Annotated in this window: 17 protein-coding genes, 3 pseudogenes and 1 riboswitch; of the genes and pseudogenes, 11 read left to right on the top strand and 9 right to left on the bottom strand. The window is 69.5% G+C overall.

Annotated features, from left to right (window positions below):
* The first annotated feature begins 107 nt into the window (after positions 1 to 107).
* Positions 108 to 1,484, top strand: coding sequence for a class I SAM-dependent RNA methyltransferase (locus tag AN216_RS06805; RefSeq protein WP_079166336.1), 1,377 nt, complete (start codon positions 108 to 110; stop codon positions 1,482 to 1,484).
* 55 nt (positions 1,485 to 1,539) lie between these two features.
* Here AN216_RS06805 and AN216_RS06800 read toward each other — a convergent pair whose 3' ends face one another.
* On the bottom strand, positions 1,540 to 2,193 hold the full coding sequence (locus AN216_RS06800; protein ID WP_070195683.1) for a TetR/AcrR family transcriptional regulator: 654 nt from the start codon (positions 2,191 to 2,193) through the stop codon (positions 1,540 to 1,542).
* A 312-nt stretch (positions 2,194 to 2,505) separates the two neighbouring features.
* Between AN216_RS06800 and AN216_RS06795 the strand changes: the two genes are divergently transcribed.
* The 3 genes from AN216_RS06795 to AN216_RS06785 all read left to right on the top strand — a co-directional run bounded on the left by AN216_RS06795 (position 2,506) and on the right by AN216_RS06785 (position 5,564).
* A complete protein-coding gene (locus tag AN216_RS06795) occupies positions 2,506 to 3,996 on the top strand; it encodes an MFS transporter (RefSeq protein ID WP_070195682.1) in 1,491 nt (496 codons plus the stop codon).
* Between the two features lie 168 nt (positions 3,997 to 4,164).
* A riboswitch (cobalamin riboswitch) is annotated at positions 4,165 to 4,348 on the top strand.
* Positions 4,349 to 4,390: 42 nt separating this feature from the next.
* Positions 4,391 to 4,825: a hypothetical protein gene (locus AN216_RS06790; RefSeq protein ID WP_070195681.1), complete on the top strand. Its 435-nt coding sequence runs from the start codon at positions 4,391 to 4,393 to the stop codon at positions 4,823 to 4,825.
* A 31-nt stretch (positions 4,826 to 4,856) separates the two neighbouring features.
* The gene (locus AN216_RS06785; protein ID WP_070195680.1) at positions 4,857 to 5,564 is read left to right on the top strand and encodes a (2Fe-2S)-binding protein; all 708 of its coding nucleotides are present in this window, start codon (positions 4,857 to 4,859) and stop codon (positions 5,562 to 5,564) included.
* Positions 5,565 to 5,618: 54 nt separating this feature from the next.
* Here the strand turns inward: AN216_RS06785 and AN216_RS30015 are convergent.
* From AN216_RS30015 to AN216_RS28610, 4 genes and pseudogenes are all read right to left on the bottom strand, one after another.
* Positions 5,619 to 6,110, bottom strand: a pseudogene (locus AN216_RS30015) (DEAD/DEAH box helicase); the annotation flags it as partial.
* Positions 6,111 to 6,566 (bottom strand): annotated as a pseudogene (locus tag AN216_RS26605) (BREX system ATP-binding domain-containing protein); the annotation flags it as partial.
* 82 nt (positions 6,567 to 6,648) lie between these two features.
* Positions 6,649 to 7,968: a 7-cyano-7-deazaguanine synthase gene (locus AN216_RS06775; RefSeq protein ID WP_070195678.1), complete on the bottom strand. Its 1,320-nt coding sequence runs from the start codon at positions 7,966 to 7,968 to the stop codon at positions 6,649 to 6,651.
* Positions 7,969 to 8,008: 40 nt separating this feature from the next.
* Positions 8,009 to 8,419, bottom strand: coding sequence for a hypothetical protein (locus tag AN216_RS28610; protein WP_139140868.1), 411 nt, complete (start codon positions 8,417 to 8,419; stop codon positions 8,009 to 8,011).
* 93 nt (positions 8,420 to 8,512) lie between these two features.
* On the opposite strand from AN216_RS28610, the gene AN216_RS06765 reads away from it, so the two are divergent.
* Positions 8,513 to 11,560, top strand: coding sequence for a Tn3 family transposase (locus AN216_RS06765; RefSeq protein WP_070195676.1), 3,048 nt, complete (start codon positions 8,513 to 8,515; stop codon positions 11,558 to 11,560).
* A gap of 281 nt (positions 11,561 to 11,841) precedes the next feature.
* Positions 11,842 to 11,943 (top strand): annotated as a pseudogene (locus AN216_RS26600) (helix-turn-helix domain-containing protein); the annotation flags it as partial.
* An 84-nt stretch (positions 11,944 to 12,027) separates the two neighbouring features.
* On the opposite strand, the gene AN216_RS29115 reads toward AN216_RS26600, so the two are convergent.
* Positions 12,028 to 13,329: a WD40 repeat domain-containing protein gene (locus tag AN216_RS29115; protein WP_070195675.1), complete on the bottom strand. Its 1,302-nt coding sequence runs from the start codon at positions 13,327 to 13,329 to the stop codon at positions 12,028 to 12,030.
* 27 nt (positions 13,330 to 13,356) lie between these two features.
* Entirely contained in the window at positions 13,357 to 14,214 is an 858-nt protein-coding gene (locus AN216_RS06755; protein ID WP_170843053.1) for a WD40 repeat domain-containing protein, read from the bottom strand.
* 369 nt (positions 14,215 to 14,583) lie between these two features.
* Between AN216_RS06755 and AN216_RS06750 the strand changes: the two genes are divergently transcribed.
* The 5 genes from AN216_RS06750 to AN216_RS06725 all read left to right on the top strand — a co-directional run bounded on the left by AN216_RS06750 (position 14,584) and on the right by AN216_RS06725 (position 19,437).
* Complete coding sequence (locus AN216_RS06750; RefSeq protein WP_170843052.1) at positions 14,584 to 15,120, top strand: DUF4158 domain-containing protein; 537 nt, start codon at positions 14,584 to 14,586, stop codon at positions 15,118 to 15,120.
* Complete coding sequence (locus AN216_RS06745; RefSeq protein WP_070195673.1) at positions 15,120 to 15,302, top strand: hypothetical protein; 183 nt, start codon at positions 15,120 to 15,122, stop codon at positions 15,300 to 15,302. The genes AN216_RS06750 and AN216_RS06745 overlap by 1 nt, the downstream gene beginning before the upstream one ends.
* 265 nt (positions 15,303 to 15,567) lie before the next feature.
* Complete coding sequence (locus AN216_RS06740; RefSeq protein ID WP_070195672.1) at positions 15,568 to 16,497, top strand: recombinase family protein; 930 nt, start codon at positions 15,568 to 15,570, stop codon at positions 16,495 to 16,497.
* Between the two features lie 717 nt (positions 16,498 to 17,214).
* Positions 17,215 to 18,576 (top strand): NAD-dependent succinate-semialdehyde dehydrogenase, encoded by a 1,362-nt coding sequence (locus AN216_RS06730; protein ID WP_070195670.1) that lies wholly within the window; start codon positions 17,215 to 17,217, stop codon positions 18,574 to 18,576.
* A gap of 51 nt (positions 18,577 to 18,627) precedes the next feature.
* Positions 18,628 to 19,437 carry a VOC family protein gene (locus AN216_RS06725; protein ID WP_170843051.1) on the top strand — a complete coding sequence of 270 codons (810 nt, stop codon included), beginning with the start codon at positions 18,628 to 18,630 and terminating at the stop codon, positions 19,435 to 19,437.
* 53 nt (positions 19,438 to 19,490) lie between these two features.
* Here AN216_RS06725 and AN216_RS06720 read toward each other — a convergent pair whose 3' ends face one another.
* Positions 19,491 to 20,072 (bottom strand): TetR/AcrR family transcriptional regulator, encoded by a 582-nt coding sequence (locus AN216_RS06720; RefSeq protein ID WP_070195668.1) that lies wholly within the window; start codon positions 20,070 to 20,072, stop codon positions 19,491 to 19,493.
* A gap of 109 nt (positions 20,073 to 20,181) precedes the next feature.
* Positions 20,182 to 21,150 carry a PDR/VanB family oxidoreductase gene (locus tag AN216_RS06715; RefSeq protein ID WP_070195667.1) on the bottom strand — a complete coding sequence of 323 codons (969 nt, stop codon included), beginning with the start codon at positions 21,148 to 21,150 and terminating at the stop codon, positions 20,182 to 20,184.
* Between the last annotated feature and the right edge of the window lie 11 nt (positions 21,151 to 21,161).

The raw sequence follows: 21,161 nt of genomic DNA, 5'->3' as shown, positions 1-21,161 counted from the left end.
ACTGGACGGCTGGCTCGCCCGGACCCTCCGCAGCTCGCCTTGACCAGACCGGTTCACCGGACCGGTTCACCAGCCCCGTCCGTCCACGTATCTGGAGCCACCCCCTCATGTCTGAGCCGCAGCCCGACAGCGCCGAAGCCCGTACGAGCGTCGAACCCGGTACGGAGGAGACGCCCTCCCGCGTCGGCGAGGAGTACACCGTGGAGATCGGCGCCGTCGCACACGGCGGACACTGCGTGGCCCGTACGCCCGGAGGACAGGTGCTGTTCGTGCGCCACACCCTGCCCGGCGAGCGGGTTCGGGTGCGGGTGACCGAGGGCGACGCCGCCTCCAGCTACCTGCGGGCGGACGCCGTCGAGGTGCTCGAGGCGTCCAAGGACCGGATCCCCGCCCCGTGCCCGTACGCGGGCCCGGGGCTCTGCGGCGGCTGCGACTGGCAGCACGCCAAGCCCGGCGCGCAGCGGCGGCTGAAGGCGCAGGTACTGACGGAGCAGCTGTGGCGACTGGCCGGGCTCACAGCCGAGGACGTGCACTGGGACGGGACCGTCGAGCCGGCGCCCGGCGACAAGGTGCCGTCCGGCGAGGTCCCCGCCTGGCGGACCCGGGTGCACTACGCGGTGGACGCCGAGGGGCGTGCCGGACTGCGGCGGCATCGTTCGCACGAGGTGGAGCCGATCGACCGCTGCCTGATCGCCAGCGAGGGGGTGCGTGAGCTGGGTGTCGAGCAGCGCAGCTGGCCACAGATCGCCGCCGTGGACGCGATCGCCGCCACCGGTTCGCACGACCGGCAGGTGATCCTCACGCCGCGGCCCGGTGGGCGGTTGCCGCTGGTGGAGCTGGACCGCCCGGTGTCGGTGCTCCGGGTCGGAGAACGGGACCAGGCCGTACACCGGGTGCACGGCCGACCGTACGTACGCGAGCGCGCCGACGGGCGTACCTGGCGGGTCGGCAACGGCGGCTTCTGGCAGGGGCACGCTCAGGCCGCGGAGTTGCTGGTGGACACGGTGATGCGGGGGCTCACGCCGCGTAAGGGTGAGATGGCGCTGGACCTGTACTGCGGAGTCGGGCTGTTCGCGGGGGCCCTCGCGGACCGGGTGGGGGACCAGGGGGCGGTGCTCGGGGTCGAGTCGGACAAGCGCGCCGCCGAGGACGCCCGGCACAACCTGGGTGACTCCGCCCGGGTGCGGATCGAGCACGGCAAGGTGGAGTCCGTACTTCCACGCACCGGGATCACCGAGGCCGACCTCGTGGTGCTGGACCCGCCCCGCGCGGGTGCCGGCCGACGGACGGTGCGACAGCTCGCCGGGCTCGGCGCGCGCCGTGTCGCGTACGTCGCCTGCGACCCGGCGGCGCTGGCGCGGGACCTCGGATACTTCCGGGAAGAGGGATACGTCGCGCGCTTCGTGCGCGCCTTCGACCTGTTCCCGATGACGCATCACATGGAGTGCGTGGCGATCCTGGAGCCGGGCGAGAAGGGTCGCTGAGCCGCGGTTCTTGCCGGGGATGGGGTCACGGGGTGGGTTTCGCGCGTGGGCGCGGCTACCCTGCCGGACCGCTCACCGGCGCGTCCCACAGGCCGGTGAGCGCGTCGATGAGCAGGTCGGCGGTGTCCGTCCACACCCCGGGCGGGTACGACTCGCCGCTGGCGAGGGCGCGTTCCCTCTCGACACACATCTGGACGATGAGGTGCCGGGCCATTGCCCCACGGGCGGCTTGGACCTCGGGTGGAAGGTCAGGCAGGCGAGCGTTGAGGCCGTCGAGAAGCGTGCGGAGCGAGGGAGCGGAGGCCGGTTCGGTCGCGATGGCCTCGTAGAGCGCGGGGTCGGCCGTCACCTGGGCGTTGAACCGGGCGTACCAGGTGGGACTGCCCAGGCTGTCCAGGTGTTCGGTGACCGGGCGGACCATGCAGGCCACCCAGTCCCGCAGTGTCGTGGATCCCTGGGTCGCGACGACGAGTCGGTCGCGGATCAGCTCGATCTGTTCTGTGTGACGCCGGGAGATGGCGCGTACCAGGTCGGTCTTGTTGCCGAAGTGGTAGTTGACCGCGGTCGTGTTGCCCTGGCCGGCGGCGTCGCTGATCTGGCGGTTGGAGACGTTGTGGACGCCGCGTTCGGCGAAGAGGCGCTCCGCCGCCGTGAGGATGGCTTCCTTGGTCGCCCCGACCTTCTCCTCGCGCACACTTCTGCCGGCCACTGCCCTCACCGCTCTGAGACTTCACGCTGCCCGGGATGGCCAGTCGCCTATGCCATCCGTAACTCCCGTGTCCTCGTAGCTGGCGGGAGACGCGGTAACCAGCCTACCGAGCGCCCAGTTGGGGGTCGCGGCCTTCGGGGCACGGTCTCGGTACGGGACGAAGGGCGGATGTCGCGAATCCGGCAACGTTGGTTGCCCCTTTCGTAGGGTCCGTTTGACCAAAGGAACCGACGACTCCTAAATTTAAATCAATGGCTTGAATTAAAAGTCTGTCGCTCGACGTCCCGCTTGTCCAGACGGAGGACCCTTCCCATGCCCGAGACCCCCACTCTGCCCGCTGACCCCGCGAAGGTCCCGGCCTCGCGGGCGAACCTCGTCCTGGCAGTGCTGGCGTTCGCGGGAATCGTGGTCTCGCTGATGCAGACCCTGGTCATCCCGCTGGTTCCGCGGTTGCCCGAGCTTCTTGACGCCTCACCCGCCAACACCGCCTGGGCGGTCACCGCCACCCTGCTAGCCTCCGCGGTCGCCACCCCGGTCGTCGGCCGTCTCGGCGACATGTACGGCAAGCGCCGCATGCTGCTGGTGAGCCTCGCACTGCTGACCGTCGGGTCGGTGGTGTGCGGTCTCGCCGACTCCCTCGCACCGATCGTCATCGGGCGCGTGTTGCAGGGGCTGTCCGCGGGTGTGATCCCGCTCGGCATCAGCATCATGCGCGACGAGCTGCCGGCCGAGAAGCTGACCTCCGGGACCGCTGTGATGAGCGCCTCGCTCGGTGTCGGCGGCGCCCTTGGTCTGCCCGCCGCCGCGTTGATCGCGGACCACTTCGACTGGCACCTGCTCTTCTGGGTCTCCGCCGTCGCCGGCGCCCTGGCCACCGCGCTCGTCGTCTCCCTGGTCCCGGAGTCACGGGTGCGCACCGGAGGCCGCTTCGACCTCGTCGGCGGACTCGGCCTCTCCGCCGCGCTCGTCTGCCTGCTGCTCGCCATCTCCAAGGGCAAGGCGTGGGGGTGGACCAGCGGCACGACCCTGGGCCTGTTCGCCGCCGGTGTCGTGATTCTGCTCGTCTGGGGCGCCCAACAGCTGCGCACCTCGCATGCCTTGGTGGACCTGAGGGTCGCCGCCCGCAAGCAGGTGCTGTTCACCAACCTGGCGTCCGTGTCGTTCGGCTTCTCCATGTTCGCGATGTCCCTGGTGCTGCCGCAGCTGCTGCAGCTTCCCGAGGCCACCGGCTACGGTCTCGGACAGTCCCTGCTCGTCACCGGCCTGGTACTCGCACCACAGGGCTTGGTGATGATGGCGATGGCCCCGTTCTCCGCGCGCGTTTCCCGGGCCCGGGGGCCGAAGGTGACCCTGATGCTGGGTGCGGTCACGGTCGCCGCCGGTTATGTGCTCAACATCTTCCTCATGTCGCAGATTTGGCAGCTCGTGCTGGCCTCCTGTGTGATCGGCGCCGGTGTCGGCCTGGCGTACGGGGCGATGCCCGCCCTGATCATGAGCGCCGTCCCGGCTTCTGAGACCGCCGCCGCCAACAGCCTCAACACCCTCATGCGGGCTGTCGGCACCTCCGTCTCCAGCGCCCTCGCCGGTGTGGTGCTGGCCCAGATGACCACCAGCTTCGGCTCGGCTGACGTCACCTCACAGGACGGATTCCGCACAGTGATGGCAATCGGGGCCGGCGCGGCCCTCCTCGCCCTGGCGGTCGCCTCCTTCATCCCCCGCCAGCGGCCGTTGGCCGCGGGACCCGGCGCGGCGGACGCCGTCCAGGAGCCGGTGCCCGCGGGCAGCGGCGGCAAGCACGTGTGACCCCCGTGGTTGGGCGGCTCACGGTCACCGATCGGCCACCGACATGGGCGGGCCCGCTCTTGAACTGGGTGCCGACCAAGCGGCGCCGTTGATACGACCGACCGGCTCGTCCGGACACCCAAGCGGAGCGAAAGGTCGAGGCGAGTAGGGCATCTGGCGCGGGCGCCTCCCGCATGGAATCATTCCCGTGACAAGGCGACGGCGGAACGAGGAAGCCGGTGTGAATCCGGCGCGGTCCCGCCACTGTGATCGGCGAGCCGGTCCCAACAGGCCACTGCCCGACAGCGGGTGGGAAGGCCGGGGCAGGCGTTGACCCGAGAGCCAGGAGACTCACGCGGTCGCCTCCTCGACGGACCACCGGGGCGGATCTCCCCGGAGAGAGGGAGGGCGCGGCATGTCCGCGACACCGGCCGACGCGACCACCGGCCAGCCGCCGTACGCATCCGAGACCGGAGCGGTGCCGTGCCGCCTCGTCGTGTGCCGGGACTGCTGCTGTGGCACCGCCAAGGTGACCGGTATCGACCACACGGCACAGACCGAGCGCCTGCGCGAGGCGGCACCGGTTCGAGTTTCCGACTGCCTCGACGTCTGTGACCAGGCCAACGTCATCGTCGTACAGCCCTCCGCGGAGGGGCGGAACGCCGGCGCGCGGCCGGTCTGGTTGGGACTGGTCAACGACCCGGAGGCGACTGAGGACATCCTCGCGTGGGTACGCGCCGGTGGTCCCGGCGTAGCGCCCCTGCCGGAGATCCTCGGTCTGCACGCCTGCACACCGCCCGGACGCCGCGCGGCCCCTGGACATGACGTGCCGTCGTATGTCCGGGACTGAGGACGACGGAACGGAACCCGGGAGGCGGGGGTTGGACGGGGCCAACGCCCGGGCACCCGCTGGAGAGGTGCTTGCCGCACTCGACGCGTCGGCTGACCACGGTGGCTTCTTCGTCCTGCCGGCGGGCGGCTCCGGGCAGGGATGGCACCCTGTCGCCGACTCCTACGCCCGCGGCTTCCGGGACCAGGCCCGTGCCGTCGCCGAACGGCACCGTACGTCCGACCAGCGCGTCGGCGTCTCCATCGCCCAACTCGGGCACGCCGCACGCCTGTGGTCCCCGTCCCTGGCCTGCGTCCTGCTGCACGGCGTGGTCCTGGACCTGAGCACCGTGCACCGCGCCGACGAGGGCCCGGGCCTGTGGCTGCCCCGGGCCGCCGGGTGGTACGCCGACCGGCTCCCGGACGTCAACGCGGCGCTGTACGGCCAGGTCATGGGCCATCTGGACGCCCTGGCGAAAGGGCTGCGCGTCCGCGTCGCCCCGCGCTTGCTGGACGGCAACGCCGCTTCCGCGCTCGTCGAGGCGGCCCGGACACTGCTGGCGGCACACCCCGGGCTTCGAGATCCGTTGACCAGCACCGTGACCGAACTGCTGACCACCGGTCGTCTGGCCGGCACCGGGCAACTCACCGGCCCGGATCTGACGTTCCGCCGGCGCAGCTGCTGTCTCTACTACCGCGCCCCGAACGGCACGAAGTGCGCGGACTGCTGCCTGGCCGACCGGGGCCCGAGGCCCGGGTGACGCCCGCCTGGAGCGGGCCGCCCCATGCCGTACCAGCAGGTCACTGGTACGGGCTCACGCCGGGGGCCGGGTGTGGAAGCGTACGGGCTCCTCGAGCACCGCACGCGCGCCGGTGAAGTCGGCGAGCCGCGCGGCGACCGTCGCGGTCGCGAGCCGAGGCGGGAGCGCCACGGAGAACTTCAGCCCCTCCACCGCGCGTTGGTTCACCTCGGGCGGCAGCAGAGCCGTGCCCTGGTCCGTCGCGCGGTGGGCGTCCTGCCACATCTCGGAGGTGAGGTCTTCCCGTAACCGGACGAAGGCGTCGGTCGGTTGCCGCACGGGGTCGGCAACCGACCGCAAGGTCGCCGCGAGCGTGGCGTTGGCCCGGTAACCGGCCCAGGTCCACCAACGTACGTTGCTCCCCGAGCGCGTCACGAGCGTTCCGCCGGGGTGCGTGGTGTGCGGGGCGAACTCGTCGCGCGACTCGGCGAGGCCGGCTTCGGCCCGGCGGGTGAGTGCCACCCTGGGGTCCGTGCCGAGCAGCACCTCGCGCAGGGCGCGGGTGAGTTCGGCATCGGTGAGTTCGCCGCCGCTGACGGTGAGCCGATAGTGCTGACGGGGGTCGAAGTCGTCGAACTGGTCGACGCGGTCGAGGACATCACCGACCAGCTTCTTGAGGAACAGCCGGGGCGTGACGCCCACCTTGCCGCCCAGGGCGCCACCGACCGCTGTCGCCAGGTCCCGGACGTACGCGTCGTCGGCGGCTTCCCTGACCCGCTCGGGAGCGGTCGCTCCCTCGGCGTACAGATCGCGGATGGTGACTCCGAGGCTCGTCAGTGACTCCTGGGTGAATCCGGGCAGCCGCAGTTGCACGGCCCGCGGATTGTCGAAGCGGGGTTCGGTGGTGAAGTCCGTGGCGAGGCGCTGAGCGAGCGGAGCGAGCCGCGAGACACCCTGCGGTCCCTCGTAGAACGCCGGCGTCCCCGTGATGACGAGATACAGGCCGGGGAAGCGGCCTGAGTGCGGCTACGGAGCCGTACCGGTGGAGAGAACGTGCCAGTACACGCCGACCCGCGTCGGGTGGCTCGCACCCCCATGGAGCGCGTCAGCGTCTACGCGAATCGACGGACCAGGCCACCCAGCCGCGGAGCTCGTCGCGCCCTCGCTCGATGACCTTCAGCAGTTCGCCGGGTTCGGCTTGAGCTGGCAGCGGATGGTCGGCGATGAGATCGAGCACCGAGTAGTCGCGAGCCAGCCAGCGGCGCAGGGCACTCCAGAGTCGTTGCTTCTCCGTTGGTAATCCGGCGTCCCAGGGATCGGCGGCGTACGGGGTGTTGTCCTCGCCGAAGGCATACAGCAGACCAGAACGGCGGATCAGGCAGGGGAAACACACGCCACAGTGAGCGAGGTCGGAACGACCAGGTTGCCGCCGTGGCGGTTGGCCGCAGCTGATCGTGGCTTCCAGCACTTCCCGTGGCAGCCCCGCGTCCCGCGCGGCCACGCAGACCTCCCCCTTGGTGCGGTCCGCGAAGGGGTTCGTCACCCGCACTTCTGCGCCGGGTGCGGCGATCTCCGCGATCACACGGTTGAGATGGTGCAGCGTCCACGGGTGTACGGACCGGGTCGAGCAGGCAGCGGAACGGGCGGCGGACAACGGGAAGTTGACCGCGAGCTGGCCGTTCTCGGGGACGTGCACGAGCGGAACGCGCTCCGCGGCTGCCGCCTTCACCGCCCCCGCGGCGTACAGCAGACCGCGTGAGCGAGTGGAACGTTCAGCGTGCCGGCGGCCTCCGGGGCCGATGACGGCCTGGTTCTCGGAGAGGAGACGCGGAAGGGGCTTCCTCAGGCCGGACACGAAACCGAAGAGCCTGCGTTGTTCCGTCTCGAAGTTCGCTTCCTCGAAACTCACCAGGAGCAGGCGTGACGTGGTGTTGCTGGTCCGTCTGGCGGCCCAGCCGAGAGAGTCCAGACCGCCGGAGAAGAGGGCCACCTCGTCCGCGGTGTACTCGCTCGCGATGTACCGGGATTCGGTGCCGAGCGGATCCGCGTGGTGCCGCTTCTTCTCGTGGGTCCGGAAACTCACGTCCCACACGTCACCGGTCACGGTCGAGAGCAGCGACAGCAGGTGGGGCAGGGCCTGAGTCCAGCGGTCGGGTGCTGTGACGGGCACGTCGAGGCGCAAGTGGCGGGTCCAGCGGTCGAAGCGCTCCGTACGTGGGGCACACCGGTCAGCGGCGAACACCGCGCGGGCGACGCGCTGTAGGTCTTCCGCCCACGCTGGAGCCAACGCCAGGGTGCGGATGTGGTCTGGTCTGCGCGCGGGGCGTTCCCGATAGTTGGCGTCGCTCAGTGGCTTCCACGGTTCCGGTGGTCTTTCGGCCGCTGGATGGGAGAGCCAGCGGAAGTACTCGTACGAGTCGGTCATGCCACGGAGCCTCCTTGGTGCGGCGCAACTCGCCTTCCCCTCATTCCTCACTGATCAGTCCGAGCGCCCGTCCCGCTGCGCGAGGCACCAGTTCCCGCGCTGTCCGGGGGAGCAGACTCGCGGGGTCCTCGATCACAGCCGCTGTGTCCTCCGCGGCCTTCGCGTGTCCTGCGGCTTCTTCGCAGGGGTCGGGCAGCAGGCCGTGCACGTGGTCGGCGACCCACTCAGCGATGTGGTCTTCCGGGTCGATCCCCGGCAGCACCGGTACGGCGAGCTTGATCTTCTCCGCGATCACGGCACGCAGGAACTCGCTGACGACATCGGCGAAGAACCACTGGTAGAGCAGGCAGAACAGGTCTCCGGAGAGACGCCTCCCGTCTTCTTCGGCTGCTGAGAGCGGTGGCGCGAGTCGTCTCGGCCCTGTTCTCGTATAGCTACGGCGAACGGACATGTAGCGCTGCGTGACTACTGTGGTGGTCGTTTCCCCTTCGCTGGGCGGCTCGTTGAGCTGAACGAGTGATGTGGGTGGGAGCGGAGGAACGCGGTGCGGCAGGGCTGGGAGCCGGAGGACCTGATTGAGGTCTGGACGTTGCTCGAAGATGACATGAAGCGGGTGGGGAACAAGTCCGGGGCGACTCGGCTCGGGTTCGCGCTGTTGCTGAAGTTTTTCGAGGTGGAGGCCCGGTTCCCGGAGTCGGCCAGGGAGGTGCCGGCCGCTGCGGTGGAGTACGTGGCCCAGCAGGTGAAGGTGCCTGCGGAGGCGTGGGCGGCATACGACTGGCAGAGCAAGGCGATCCAGCGGCACCGGGGTGAGATCCGAGCGGCGTACGGGTTCCGGGTGAACACCGAGGAGGACCAGGAGCGGCTGACCCAGTGGCTGGCTACCGAGCTGTGTCCGGTGGAGTTGTCGCGCGAGCGGTTGGCGGCGGCGGTGGTGGCCCGGTGCCGCAACGACCACATCGAACTGCCGGCGCCGGGGCAGTTGCGGCGGCTGGTGGGCAAGGCGGTCAAGGACTTTGAGAAGCGGTTTTGCCGCAGCACGATGGACCGGCTCAGCCACGCGACCCGCTCGCGGCTGGAGGACCTGGTCGCGGGCGAGGGCACCGACGAGGGCGCCGGTGATGGTGCGGCTGCCGGGGGCGGGCGGTCGCACTTTTCCGAGCTGAAGACGGACCCCGGGGCGCCGGGTCTGGAGAGTCTGCTGGCGGAGGTGAACAAGCTGGAGCGGGTGCGGCGGCTCGAGTTGCCCGCGTACCTGTTCGCGGACGTGTCGGAGAAACTGGTGGACGCTTGGCGGGCGCGGGCGGCGAAGGAGTATCCGGCGAACCTGGAGCGGATGAAGCCGCCGCGGCGGCTGACGCTGCTGGCGACGCTGTGCCATGTGCGGCAGACGGAGATCACCGATTCCCTGGTGGACCTGTTCATCCAGCTCGTGTTGAAGATCAACACCCGTGCGGAGCGGAAGGTCGACAAGGAGCTCACGAATGAGCTGAGGAAGATCCGGGGCAAGGAGGGCATGCTGCTGCGGGTCGCCGAGGCGGCGCTGGCCGACCCGTCGGGCGTGGTGCGGCGGGTGATCTATCCGGTTGTCGGCGGGGAGAGGACGCTCAAGGCGCTGGCGGCCGAGGCCGCGGCGAACGAGGCCCGCTACAAGGCCCGGGTCCGCACCGTGCTGCGCTCGTCGTACTCCGCGCACTGGCGGCGGATGCTCTCGCCGCTGCTGCGGGTGCTGGAGCTGAAGTGCAACAACACCGCCTACCGGCCGGTGATGGACGCGATCGACCTGCTGAAGCGGTATCCGGAGCAGCCGATCAAAAAGGGCGCGTTCTTCGATCCGGCGGAGACGGTGCCACTTGAGGGTGTGGTGCCCGACCAGTGGCGGGCGGCGGTGGTGGACGAGCGGGGCCGTATCGAGCGCATCCCGTACGAGCTGTGCGTGCTCGTCAGCTTGCGGGACGCGCTGCGTCGGCGGGAGATCTGGGTGGTGGGCGCGAACCGGTGGCGCAACCCGGAGGACGATCTGCCCGCGGACTTCGAGGACAACCGGGATGTGCACTACGCGGCGCTCGGCCAGCCGCAGGACGCCGACGAGTTCATCACCGCCCTGCAGGGCAGGCTGCGCACCTCGCTGGACCGCTTCGAGCAGGCTTTGGCGGAGGGCACCACGGGCGGCGTGTCGATCGTGCGGAAGCACGGTGAGCCGTGGATCAGGGTCTCCCCGCGCGGCAAGCAGGAGGAGCCGGAGTCCCTGGTGGCCATCAAGGCTGAGATCGAGCGCCGGTGGGGCACCATCGACCTGCTGGACATCCTGAAGTACGCCGAGTTCGACACCGACTTCATCGCCGAGTTCGCCTCGGTGGCCACACGCGAGGTCACCGCCAAGGAGGTGCTGCGGCGCCGGCTGCTGCTGGTGCTGTTCGCCCTGGGCACCAACATGGGAATCAAGCGGGTGGCCGTCACGGGCAAGCACGGCGAGTCCGAGGCGACGCTGCGGCGGGTGCGGCACCTGTTCGTCAACCGAGCCAACATGCGCGCCGCACTGGTGAAGCTCGTGAACGCCACCTTCGCCGTGCGTGATGAGGTGTGGTGGGGCACCGGGACGGCGTGCGCCTCGGACAGCCGCAAGTTCGGCTCCTGGTCCAGCAACCTGATGACCGAGTGGCACCAGCGCTACCGCGGCCCCGGGGTGATGATCTACTGGCACGTCGAGCGGAAGTCGATGTGCATCTACTCCCAGCTCAAATCCTGTTCGGCCTCCGAGGTCGCCGCGATGATCGAGGGCGTGCTGCGGCACTGCACCGACATGGAGGTCGACCGGCAGTACACCGACACCCACGGCGCCTCGATCGTCGGGTTCGCCTTCGCGTACATGCTCGACTTCAAGCTGATGCCGAGGCTGAAGAACATCGGCTCCGCACGGCTGTACCGGCCGGCGGCAGGTGAGGACGACAACTGGCCGCACCTGGCGTCGGTGCTGTCGAACAAGACGATCGACTGGGAACTGATCGCCCAGCAGCACGATCAGATCGTGAAGTACACCACCGCGCTGCGGCTGGGCACCGCCGAGGCCGAGCAGGTTCTGCGCCGCTTCACCCGCGGCGGGCCCAAGCACCCCACCTACCGGGCCATCGAGGAACTGGGCCGGGCGGTGCGGACGGCGTTCATCTGCGACTACCTCGCCGACGCCGAGCTGCGCCAGGAAATCCACGAGGGGCTCCAGGTCGTGGAGAACTGGAACAGCGCGAACAAGGACCTCTTCTACGGCAAGGACGGCGACCTGGCCGGTGCGGACAAGGAGTCCCAGGAAGTCAGCATGCTCGCACTGCACCTGCTCCAGTCCGCGCTCGTGCACGTCAACACCCTGCTGATGCAGCAGGTCCTCGCCGATCCGAAGTGGGCCGACACCCTCACCGACGCGGACCGGCGGGCCCTGTCCCCGCTGTTCTGGACACACGTGAACCCCTACGGCCGCTTCGAACTGGATATGAACAGCCGCCTGGAGCTGGACCTGACCGCCACCACGGCGGCGACGGTGCCCGGCCCGCGGACGGGCAGGACGAGGCGAGCACAACCTCCCCCGCATGACCGGTGAAGGACTGAGCCGGGTGCCGGGCGGGAGCCGTCACCCCAGCGCAGTGTGACTGCCGCTCCTCCCAGCACCGCGCATCGGTGTGGTGCGGCTGGTTGCGCGATGCCCGATCACGAAGCCCCTCTTCATATTGCTTGCACAAGCAGATAATGTCGTCCTGTGAATAGGCGGTCGAGTAGGAACCATCCGGAGAGTGCAGTTTGCCGTCACATTTGTTGACACCGCTCCCGATGGTGGCGATCCCCTCTTGGGGATCTTGCCCGTAAGGGGATCTCCTCAAGGAGCACGCCACCGGCGAACACACCATCGCAGACCTCGCCGAGCTGTTCTCCGTCAGCCGGGCGACGGTGTACCGCGTCCTCGAACGCGCCCGCGACAACGCTTGAACTCACTACACTCAGCACTCATCAGGGCTCACGATTACGCGAGGTCGCCAGTTTCACACCCCTCCGGCTGCTGCCGCCTGGGCCTCAGTCGCCGGCGGTGGTCGGCTCGGGGGCGGCCAGGCCGGTGAGGAACCATGCCTCGATGGTCTCGTCGACTGTCACCATCGCTCTTCCATCGGGAGTGAACGAGACGATCTGGCGGGTTGGGTATGCCCACAGCGTCCGCGCGGTCGAGTCGAAGAGCACCGAGCCCTTGTCCGCCGTGACGAAGGCGTACGGGCCGCGGTCGGTCCACATGGCACGCGTCGCGAAAGTGAACGAGCTTGTGTCGATCTCGACCGGAAGCTCCGTCGGCCGGATGAGCGCACCGACCGCGTGGGCGGGGTCGAGTTTCAGCAGTTGGGCGGCTGGTGCAGCATCGTCGGCCGTACCACCCACGGCGAACACTGCGGTCCCGTCAGGGGCCATGGCGAGGGCGTTCACATGGCTGAGCCGGGTCTGGGCGGTGACCAGCACGGTGCCGCTGTCGGCCTCGCGAACCACCACGCGGCCTCCCGGCGACGTGTGTGCCAGCAGCCGACCATTCTCGTCCAGTGCGACGGGGCCAAAGGCCTGCTGCCCGGCCGGGATGCTGAGCACCACCCGGCCCGTCTCCGCCTCTCTGACCTCGACCCGGCCCGACGTGCAGGTGCCGATGGCCACTCGACAGCTGTCGCCGCTGAAGCTGATCCGGACCAAGTCTTCGTCCTCGTCCTCCTCGTCCTCCTCGTCGCCGAAGTCGTCCTCTTCCTCTTCCTCGTCGTCCGATCCGCTGCGCTCCGGATGGGTCCACAGCTCATCCCCGGTCTCGGCGGACCAGGCGTGCAGGCAGCTTTCGACGGACGTCAGCACGGTTCGACCGTCCGGGCTGACCTGCATGTCGTGGGGCTCGTCGTGATAGTCGCCTCCTCCGAGGAGCCAGGTCAGCCGATCCTTCTCAATGGTGTTCCAGCGGACGATGTCGCCGCCGTTGTGGTGCCACTCGGCTGCCGCGCCCAACGCCACCCAGGACAGATCGGAGGGCGCCGCTACGGCGGTTGCCCCGTGGTAGAAGTCCGCGTCGTCGAGTCCCGTCTCCTCGCCTTCGTCGTGCTCGTCCTCAGCGTCAGCGACGCGAAGGATCCCGAGGTGGCGCACTCCGGCGAGGGAGTGGTGCGGGCGCACATCGCCCGTTGTCCACTGGTCCCACCAGTCGTCGGGCATTGGACGCTGCTGCGCGGGCCAGGACAGCACCCGGGGTGCGATCGTGGACAGTTGCTCCTCGTTCAACTCGGGAAGAAGCTGGCAGATTTCGTGCCATATCTCTTTGGTCGGGCGTGCGTTCAGTAGTTCGTCAAGGGTGCTCATCGCAGCGGGGCCTCGTTGGCGCGGGGGTCATGGCAGAGGGTGGGCGTGCACGCCGTCGTCGGGTGAAGCGATCACCAGGGTGCGGCCGTCGGGGGTGAGCGTGGCGGCGGACCGCGAGCCGGGGACGTCCACCGAGAGGATGGCGGTGGCCGTGGCGAGGTTCCAGACGGTGACACGGTTTCGGTCCACGATCGGTACGCGCGGTTCGGTGCCGCACCATACGGGCCGCAGGTTGATCCGGTCGACGCGTTCGTCGGTCGGCAGGACCACCGGTTCCGGATCATCGGCCGGGTCATTCAGGTCGACGATCGTGGTTACTGTTTGATCCGGCCGGGCGCCCACGACGGCGAGTGCGGCACCGTTCGGACTGAACGCCAGGCCGTTCGCCCATTGAATACCGGTACGGTACTCGGCGTGGGATCCGCTGCCGATCTCCTGGACGACGGCCCCTTCGTCTTCCTTCCAAAACGTGCGGCGAGGGCGGCAGAAGGCGAGGCGTGATCCATCGGCGCTCAGGGCGACGGTTCCCTCGCCCTCCACCCGGTCGTCGTACGTGAGGTTCTTGAAGATCTCCTGGATGTCGTGGCAGATACGACGGGTCCGCACGTCCCAGACGACAACATTCCGGGTGAATGCGTTGGCCGTGGCGAACGACCGGCCTCCGACCGCGACCTGGGCGAGACGCAGGTCGAGCGACCCGCCGCTTCCGACCATGCCCAGCCTCCATCGCCTGCAAGGATCATCGAGCGCCCAGCGGTAGATGGAGTTGCCGCTGCCCATGGCAGTCAGCGCCGATCCATCAGGGTCGAAGAGGAGATCGCGGACAACCTTCCTACGATCGGGAACGGCCAGGCGGGTCACGGCCCCGTCCGCCAGCACCAGCACCTCGGTGAGCTCCCGGAACCACGGTGCGGCCGTCGCAACCGCTGTCCGACGCAGGTCCGCGGTGACTGCGACCGCGGTGATCCGCTGGGGGACGGGCGAACACGCGGGAAGAGGATGCGACGTCTCCAGATCTTCGGGCGCACCGAGTCGCCGCACCGACATGACAACTCCCATTGGCCGTGAGATCAGCCCGGAAGCCGATTATATCCGGCCCGCGTAGCGGGTAATTGAGGGCCCCTGCGGTGTCGCGAGTGAGCGGGAGCCTGTCGGCAGCCCCACGCTGATCCGGATTCCGCCTCCGCTGATCATGTGACTTAAGGTGAGCGCCGTCACAGCACCGGAATGAACCATGGGGAGGTGCAGGGGCAGGTGGCGTTCCTGACCGACGAGCAGCGCCGCAGCTACGGCACCTTCACCGTGGTGTCGGACGACGGGCAGCTTGCCGGCTACTTCCTGCTGGATCGCGACGCGCGGCGGCGGGCGATAGCCTGCCATGGCGCGAGATCGCAGCTCGGCTATGCCGTCCAGCTCGGCACCGTGCGGTTCCTGGGCACCTTCATGGACAAGCCCGAGGACACGCCCACCGAGGTCGTCGCATACGTCGCCGACCAGCTTGGCCATCCTGCCTCGGTGCTGGCCGGGTACGACGCCGAGCGTACCCGCTGGGACCACCAGAACGCCATCAAGGACGCTTATGGCTACCAGGACTTGAAGGGCGACACCTGGTGGAAGTTGGCCCGGTGGCTGTGGGACCGCTGCTGGTCGGGCAACGAACGCCCTATCGCCCTGTTCGACCTCGCCACCTTACATCGGAACTGCTCGGCACCGACCGTTTCCTCCCCGTGCGAAGCGCTGACGACCGGCTGCTTACCTGCTTCCTCGAATACCGCGATGAGGACACGGTGATGGTCCACGACCTGCTCCACGTCCGAACAGGGAACAGTTGGGAACTTCACGTCAGCAGCTATCCCAAGCTGCGGGTGGCCTCTGCATGGCTGTTGGACCAATGCCGCGCTGCCGGGCTGGAGATCCGTTATGACGGCACCGGGACGGCGGGCATGCAGGTACTGCACCTCGTGAAGCCCTGATCGCCTATCTCAAGCGGTCATCAGGCCGTAGTGGGCACCGCATGCGCACATCCACGACGGGCGAGCGTGGGCCAGGACAGACAGCTGCCCGAAGAACCACGGCCTTCGACGGCGCGCCTCTCATCAAACGATCCTTTGACGACAGGGCGGCGGCGTGTCCAATGAACCCGCGTGATCCGGGGGTCCGCGACGGCGCGAATCCAATCAGATCCGATGGTGACTGGTGACAGGTAGGGTCCATTCCTCCGCACGGAAGGGGCCCTCGGTGGCGAACCTGATCTACAAGCGGGTCTCGACCGACCAGCAGTCGACCGCCCGGCAGAACCTCCTCCTGGACGAGGCCGGGATCGAGGACCCGGTCGTCTTCGAGGAGGAGGCCGGCACCTCCAGCCGCCTCCGCCCCCTGGACCGCCCGAAGTTCGGCGAGCTGCTGACGTACGCGCGACCGGGCGACACCGTGCACATCTCCGAGATGTTCCGCCTCGTGCGCGGCAACCAGCACATCCTCGACGTGCTCGACGCCCTCCACACAGGCCACCTCGCCCTGCGCATCCACGACGGCGCGTTCTCCGCCATGGACCTCACCGCCCGCCACCCGCGCACCGGCGAGCTGCTGTCGACCGTGAAGTTCATGGTGCAGACCCTCGCCGCCGCCGGAGAACTCCAGCGCGAACTGACCTACGACGGGCTGCGGGCCGCCGAGGCGAAGAGTAACAAGGGCGGACGGCGCCCGGCCGTCCCGGCCGACAAGACCGCCGACGTGCGCACCGTGTACCTGGAAGGCCGTTCGATCGCCGCCCTGGCCCGCGAGCTGGGCGTCAGCCGCGGCGCCGTCCGCACGGCCCTCGCCGACCTGATGCCCGAGCACACCGGCGCCGGCCGCGAAGACGGCCCGGTTCCGGAGCTGCCGGTCACCCTCGACATGCCCGGCAAGGTCGCCGACTTCCTCCGCACCTTCGCCCTGGACGACGTCGAGCGGGCCGCGCTCGACCAGGGCGTGACCGTACGGCGCGGACAGGGCTACACCCTGCGCGTCACCGCCGCCCCCGACGTGCACCGCCAGCTCCTCGCGCGCTGCCAGCCCCTCGACGGCACCCCGGGCGCCCCCGTGGTCCCGGCGCAGCGCAAGGCCCGCCGCGACTACGAGAACCGCGTCAACACCCTCGCGCCGACCCCAGCCTCAAGCATCACGTAGCGCTACATGTCCGCTCGCCGTAGCTATACGAGAACAGGGCCGTCTCGTGGTGGCCGCGGCCGCTCGGCGGACCGCCGCGTCGGCGATCGTACCGCCTTCGCCTCCGACCGTCTGAGTGAAGCGAGCGGCGAACCGTGCCGTGCCGACGTGTGGCGCGTCGATGCTCAGGTGGGCGGCGAGGCGATCACCGGCAGCGCGGGTGGCCTCGTACAGTCCGAAGGCCGACGGGTCCTCCCGCATGGTGCGGTGCAGCACGTCCAGATGATCCGCGGCGATACCGTCCAGCTTCTTGAGGGCGCCGGGACGCTCGGGCTGACAGGAAGAGACTCGTCGACTCAGCCGAGTCCACTCGCCCGACACGCCTGTACGGCCACCCGGCCCCGGCCACCGTGTGGACGTACCCATCCGCGTCACACCCTTCACGCACAGTGGCACCGCGCTTCGTGCGCGGCGGTCCGGAATCCAGAGTCCGTGCGAAGACGAAAGCCGCGATAGGGCGCAACTCAGCCATGTCCGGAACACCCACTGTCATGCGGTGCCATATGTGGTTGCCGGTGCTCCGGTGGCGGAACTGACCGGTGAGGGGTTCCCACTTCGGTATGTCGCGCGCTGCTGAGGGCCACCACGTCGCCGGCCTGAACGACTGGCAGCCATTGAACATCCGTTCAATGGCTGCCAGTATCGTGCTGACCGACGAGGCCCGGCTGAAGGAAGAGCATGAGCACGTACGCAGTCATCAACCCCGCGACCGGCGAGCTGCTGCGGGAAATCCCGACGATCACTGACGAGCTGCTCGAAGCCGCCCTGCGGGCGACCCACGCCACGCAGTCGACCTGGGCTCGCGAGTACACCCTCCAGCAGCGGTCCGCCCTGATCACACGGGTCAGCGAGCTGCACGCGGAACGACGCGAGGAGCTCGCGCGGATCATGGTGACCGAGATGGGCAAGCCCATCGAACAGGCTCGTGGCGAGGTCGACTTCTGCGTCGACATCTACCGCCACTCCGCCGAGATCGCACGGTCCTGCCTGGCTGACCAGGAGATCCGGCTCGAGTCCGGCAGCGCGCTGGTGCGCAGCGCGCCGCTCGGCGTGCTGCTGGGGATCATGCCGTGGAACTATCCCGCCTACCAGGTCGCCCGGTTCGTGGCGCCGAACCTGCTGATCGGCAACACGATCCTGCTCAAGCACGCTCCGCAATGCCCGGAGTCGGCCGCCTTCCTGGAGCGGATCTTCGCCGACGCGGGTCTGCCGGCTCATGCCTACACCAACCTCTACGCCAGCAACGACCAGGCAGCGAAGCTGATCGCGGACCCACGCGTACGGGGCGTGTCCCTCACCGGCTCCGAGCGCGCCGGCCAGGCGGTGGCGGAACTCGCCGGCCGCCACCTCAAGAAGGTCGTGCTGGAGCTGGGCGGCTCGGACCCCTTCCTCGTCCTGACCGACGATGATCTGGACACCGTGGTGGAGAAGGCCGTCGCCGCCCGCATCGACAACACCGGTCAGGCATGCAACGCCGCCAAGCGGATCATCGTCCTCAGCGAGTTCTACGAGCGCTTCGCCGAGCGGTTCATCAAGGCCCTCACCGCCCTGGAACCAGGCGACCCGACCGACCCCGACACCGTCCTGGGCCCGCTGTCGTCGAGCGCGGCCGCTCAGCGGTTGGAAGCGCAGGTCCAGCGGGCGGTCGAGCACGGAGCGACGCTCCACCGAGCCGCGCCGAGCCGGGGCAACTTCGTCTCACCCGCCGTGCTCACCGGCGTGACCGCGGACAATCCCGCCTACCACGAGGAGCTGTTCGGCCCCGTCGCCATGCTGCACCGGGCGGAGGACGAGGAGCACGCGCTGGCCGTCGCCAACGACACGCCGTACGGCCTGGGGTCGTACGTCTTCACCTCCGACCAGGAACAGGCCATGCGTGTCGCGGACCGGCTCGAGGCCGGCATGGTCTTCGTGAACGATGTCGGGGTCGAGGGAGCCGAGTTGCCCTTCGGCGGGGTGAAGCGCTCCGGAACCGGGCGGGAGTTGGGTCATCTGGCTTTCAACGAGTTCGTGAACAAGAAGATGATCCGGCTCCCCTGACAGGGGCGCCACGACCGAACCCGCCGACAGCGGATGCGGAAGGGAACGCACGTGAGGAAGCCGGAATCGGCTCCCGCCGAGCCGGTCGTGTCCGGTGACCCGGGCGTCGACCTGGACCACACCTCGTTCGCCGTGCGAGACGCGCTGGGCTGGGCGCGGCTGCTGCGCCGCGAGCTGGGTGCCACGCCGATCGGCGGCGAGACGCTGCCGGAGTTCCGCTATCTCCTCCTCTACCTGGGGACCTCGGACGAGGGGGCCCGTATGGAGCTGATGGAACCGCTCGGCTCCGGATTCCTCACGCGCTACCTGGCCAAGCGGGGCGAGGGGCCGCACCACCTGACGTTCGCCGTGCCGGACCTGCGCGCCACGGTCGCGCGCGTACGGGCGCTCGGCTGCACGGTCGTGGGCGAGAGCTACGAACACCCGCCGTGGCGTGAGGCGTTCATCGCCCCGGACGGCGCACACGGCGTGGTGATCCAGCTCGCCCAGTCGGATCGGGCCTATCCGGACGCGGAGGAGTTGCTGACGAGCCGCACCCGGGACCCGGCCACGCTGCCGAGCGTCAGTGGTGCCGAGGAGCCGCTGTGGTGGACCTCGCTCTGGGAGACCCCGGCAGGGCCGGCCGCACGACTGCGCACCACGCATCTGGCGTCCACCGACCTGACGTTCTCCCGACGTCTCTACGAGGACGTGCTGAGCGGCCGGTCGCGCGCGGGGGAGGACTGGCTGGAGTTCTCCTGGCCCAGCGGCTCGGTGCGGGTGCATGCCGCCGAGCGGCCCGGCGTACGCGGGATGAGTCCGCGTGTGGAGGGCGCGGAGCGTACGCGGATCGGCTCCGCCTGGCTGCGTGGCGAGGTCTGACGGTTCGCGGACGGAGGCAGGTACGTACGCCTGGCGGGTGGCGGTCGGCCCGCTCACCCGAAGGCGATCTCCTCGCACCGGGTGACGCTCCGTCGGATGGACGCTCGGTCGAGGCCGAGGAGCGAGGTGAGCCACATGCCGTTCTGCACGATGTCGATGTCGGCGGCCCGCTTGTTCGCCTCCGCTCTGGTGAGTTCCGGCCGGGCCGAGCGGATGAGTGCCGCGAGTGCCTTGCGGTAGCGCTGCTGGGCCGCCGTGTTGATCTCCCCGAAGTCCGGGTGGGCGCGCGCGAGCGCCCACAGTTGCAGCCGGAGGGAGAGGTACTCCGTGGTGAGGAACTCCGGCTTGGCGACCCGGGCGAGGGCGGCTCGGAGGTTGTCCTCCGGACGCTTGGCCGGATTCGGCTCGAGGATGGTCATGTCCTGTCTCTCGATGCGGCGCAGTGCCGCGCCGATGAGCGTGACCTTGTCGGTGTAGTAGTAGTTGACCAGCCCGAGCGAGACACCGGCCTGCTGGGACACGGCACGCATGCTGACACCCGAGATCCCGTGTTGGGACAGCAGCACGAGGACGGCGTCGAGGATGCGCTCCTCCCGGTCGACCTTCTTCGCGGGTTCCGTGGTCCTGTCGCTCACCCGCCCGAGAGTAGCCCGCCCCGGCGGGCAGGACGCGTGGGGGCTGTCCTTCGCGGGGAGATCCGCGGCGGCGTTCGCGGGGGAGAGGGGCGCGGGCACGGTGCGGACCTCAAAGCTCCAGGACCAGTTTCGCGCTACGGGCCCGCCCGACGCAGATGAGCATCGTGCCCTCCTCCTCGTGTTCCTCGGGGGACATGAGGGTTCCGCGATGTTCCGGTCGGCCGTCGAGCACGCGGGTCTCGCACGTACCGCAGTAGCCCTCCTGGCAGGAGGAGTCGATGTCCGGTCGCACCGCCCGTACGGCCTCGAGCAGGCTCTGGTCCGCGGCGACGGTCAGCGAGGTGCCGGTCTCCCGCAGTTCCACCTCGAACGCGGTGTCGGCGCTCGTGTCAGGCGTGTCCTCGGCGGCGGTGAACCGCTCGAGATGCAGCCGGTCGGTGAGTCCGGCGCGTTCGCAGGCCGTGGTCGCCGCGGCCAGCATCGGCGGGGGACCGCAGCAGTACAGCCGGGCGCCCGGGGACATCGTCTCGATGATCCCCGTCAGTTCGGGCACCCCCTCCTCGTCCTCGGGCACCAGGGTCACCCGGTCGGGGTGGCGGCCCGTGAGGAGCTCGGCGAACGCCATGGAGCGCCGGTTCCGCCCGCCGTAGACGAGCCGCCAGGAGGCGCCGCGCCGGTGCAGCTCCTCGGCCATCGCCTTGAGCGGGGTGATGCCGATGCCGCCGGCCAGCAGCACGTAGTCGGGCGCCTCCACCAGGGGGAAGTGGTTGCGTGGCGGCGAACTGTGGATCTCGTCGCCGACGTTCAGCCGATCGTGCACCTCGGCTGAGCCTCCTCGGCCGGTCTCCTCCCGTAGGACACCGAGGGTGTACGTGTCGCGGGCCGCCGGATCGCCACACAGCGAGTACTGCCGCCGCAGGCCGGACGGGAGGCACAGCTCCACGTGCGCACCGGGCCCCCAGCGGGGCAGTTCGGCGTCGTCGGTCGCGGAGAGCTCCAGCAGTACGACGCCCCCCGCCAGCGGCGTCTTCCGCGCCACCCTCAGCCGCAGCGAGGCGCCGTCACTCAGTGCCGGCATGAACGTCCCCC

It is taken from the genome of Streptomyces oceani, assembly GCF_001751245.1.
In the GTDB taxonomy this organism is placed as follows: Bacteria; Actinomycetota; Actinomycetes; order Streptomycetales; family Streptomycetaceae; genus Streptomyces; species Streptomyces oceani.
Note: the sequence above shows the minus strand (reverse complement) of the source record. Positions and strands in the feature narration are given on the sequence as shown.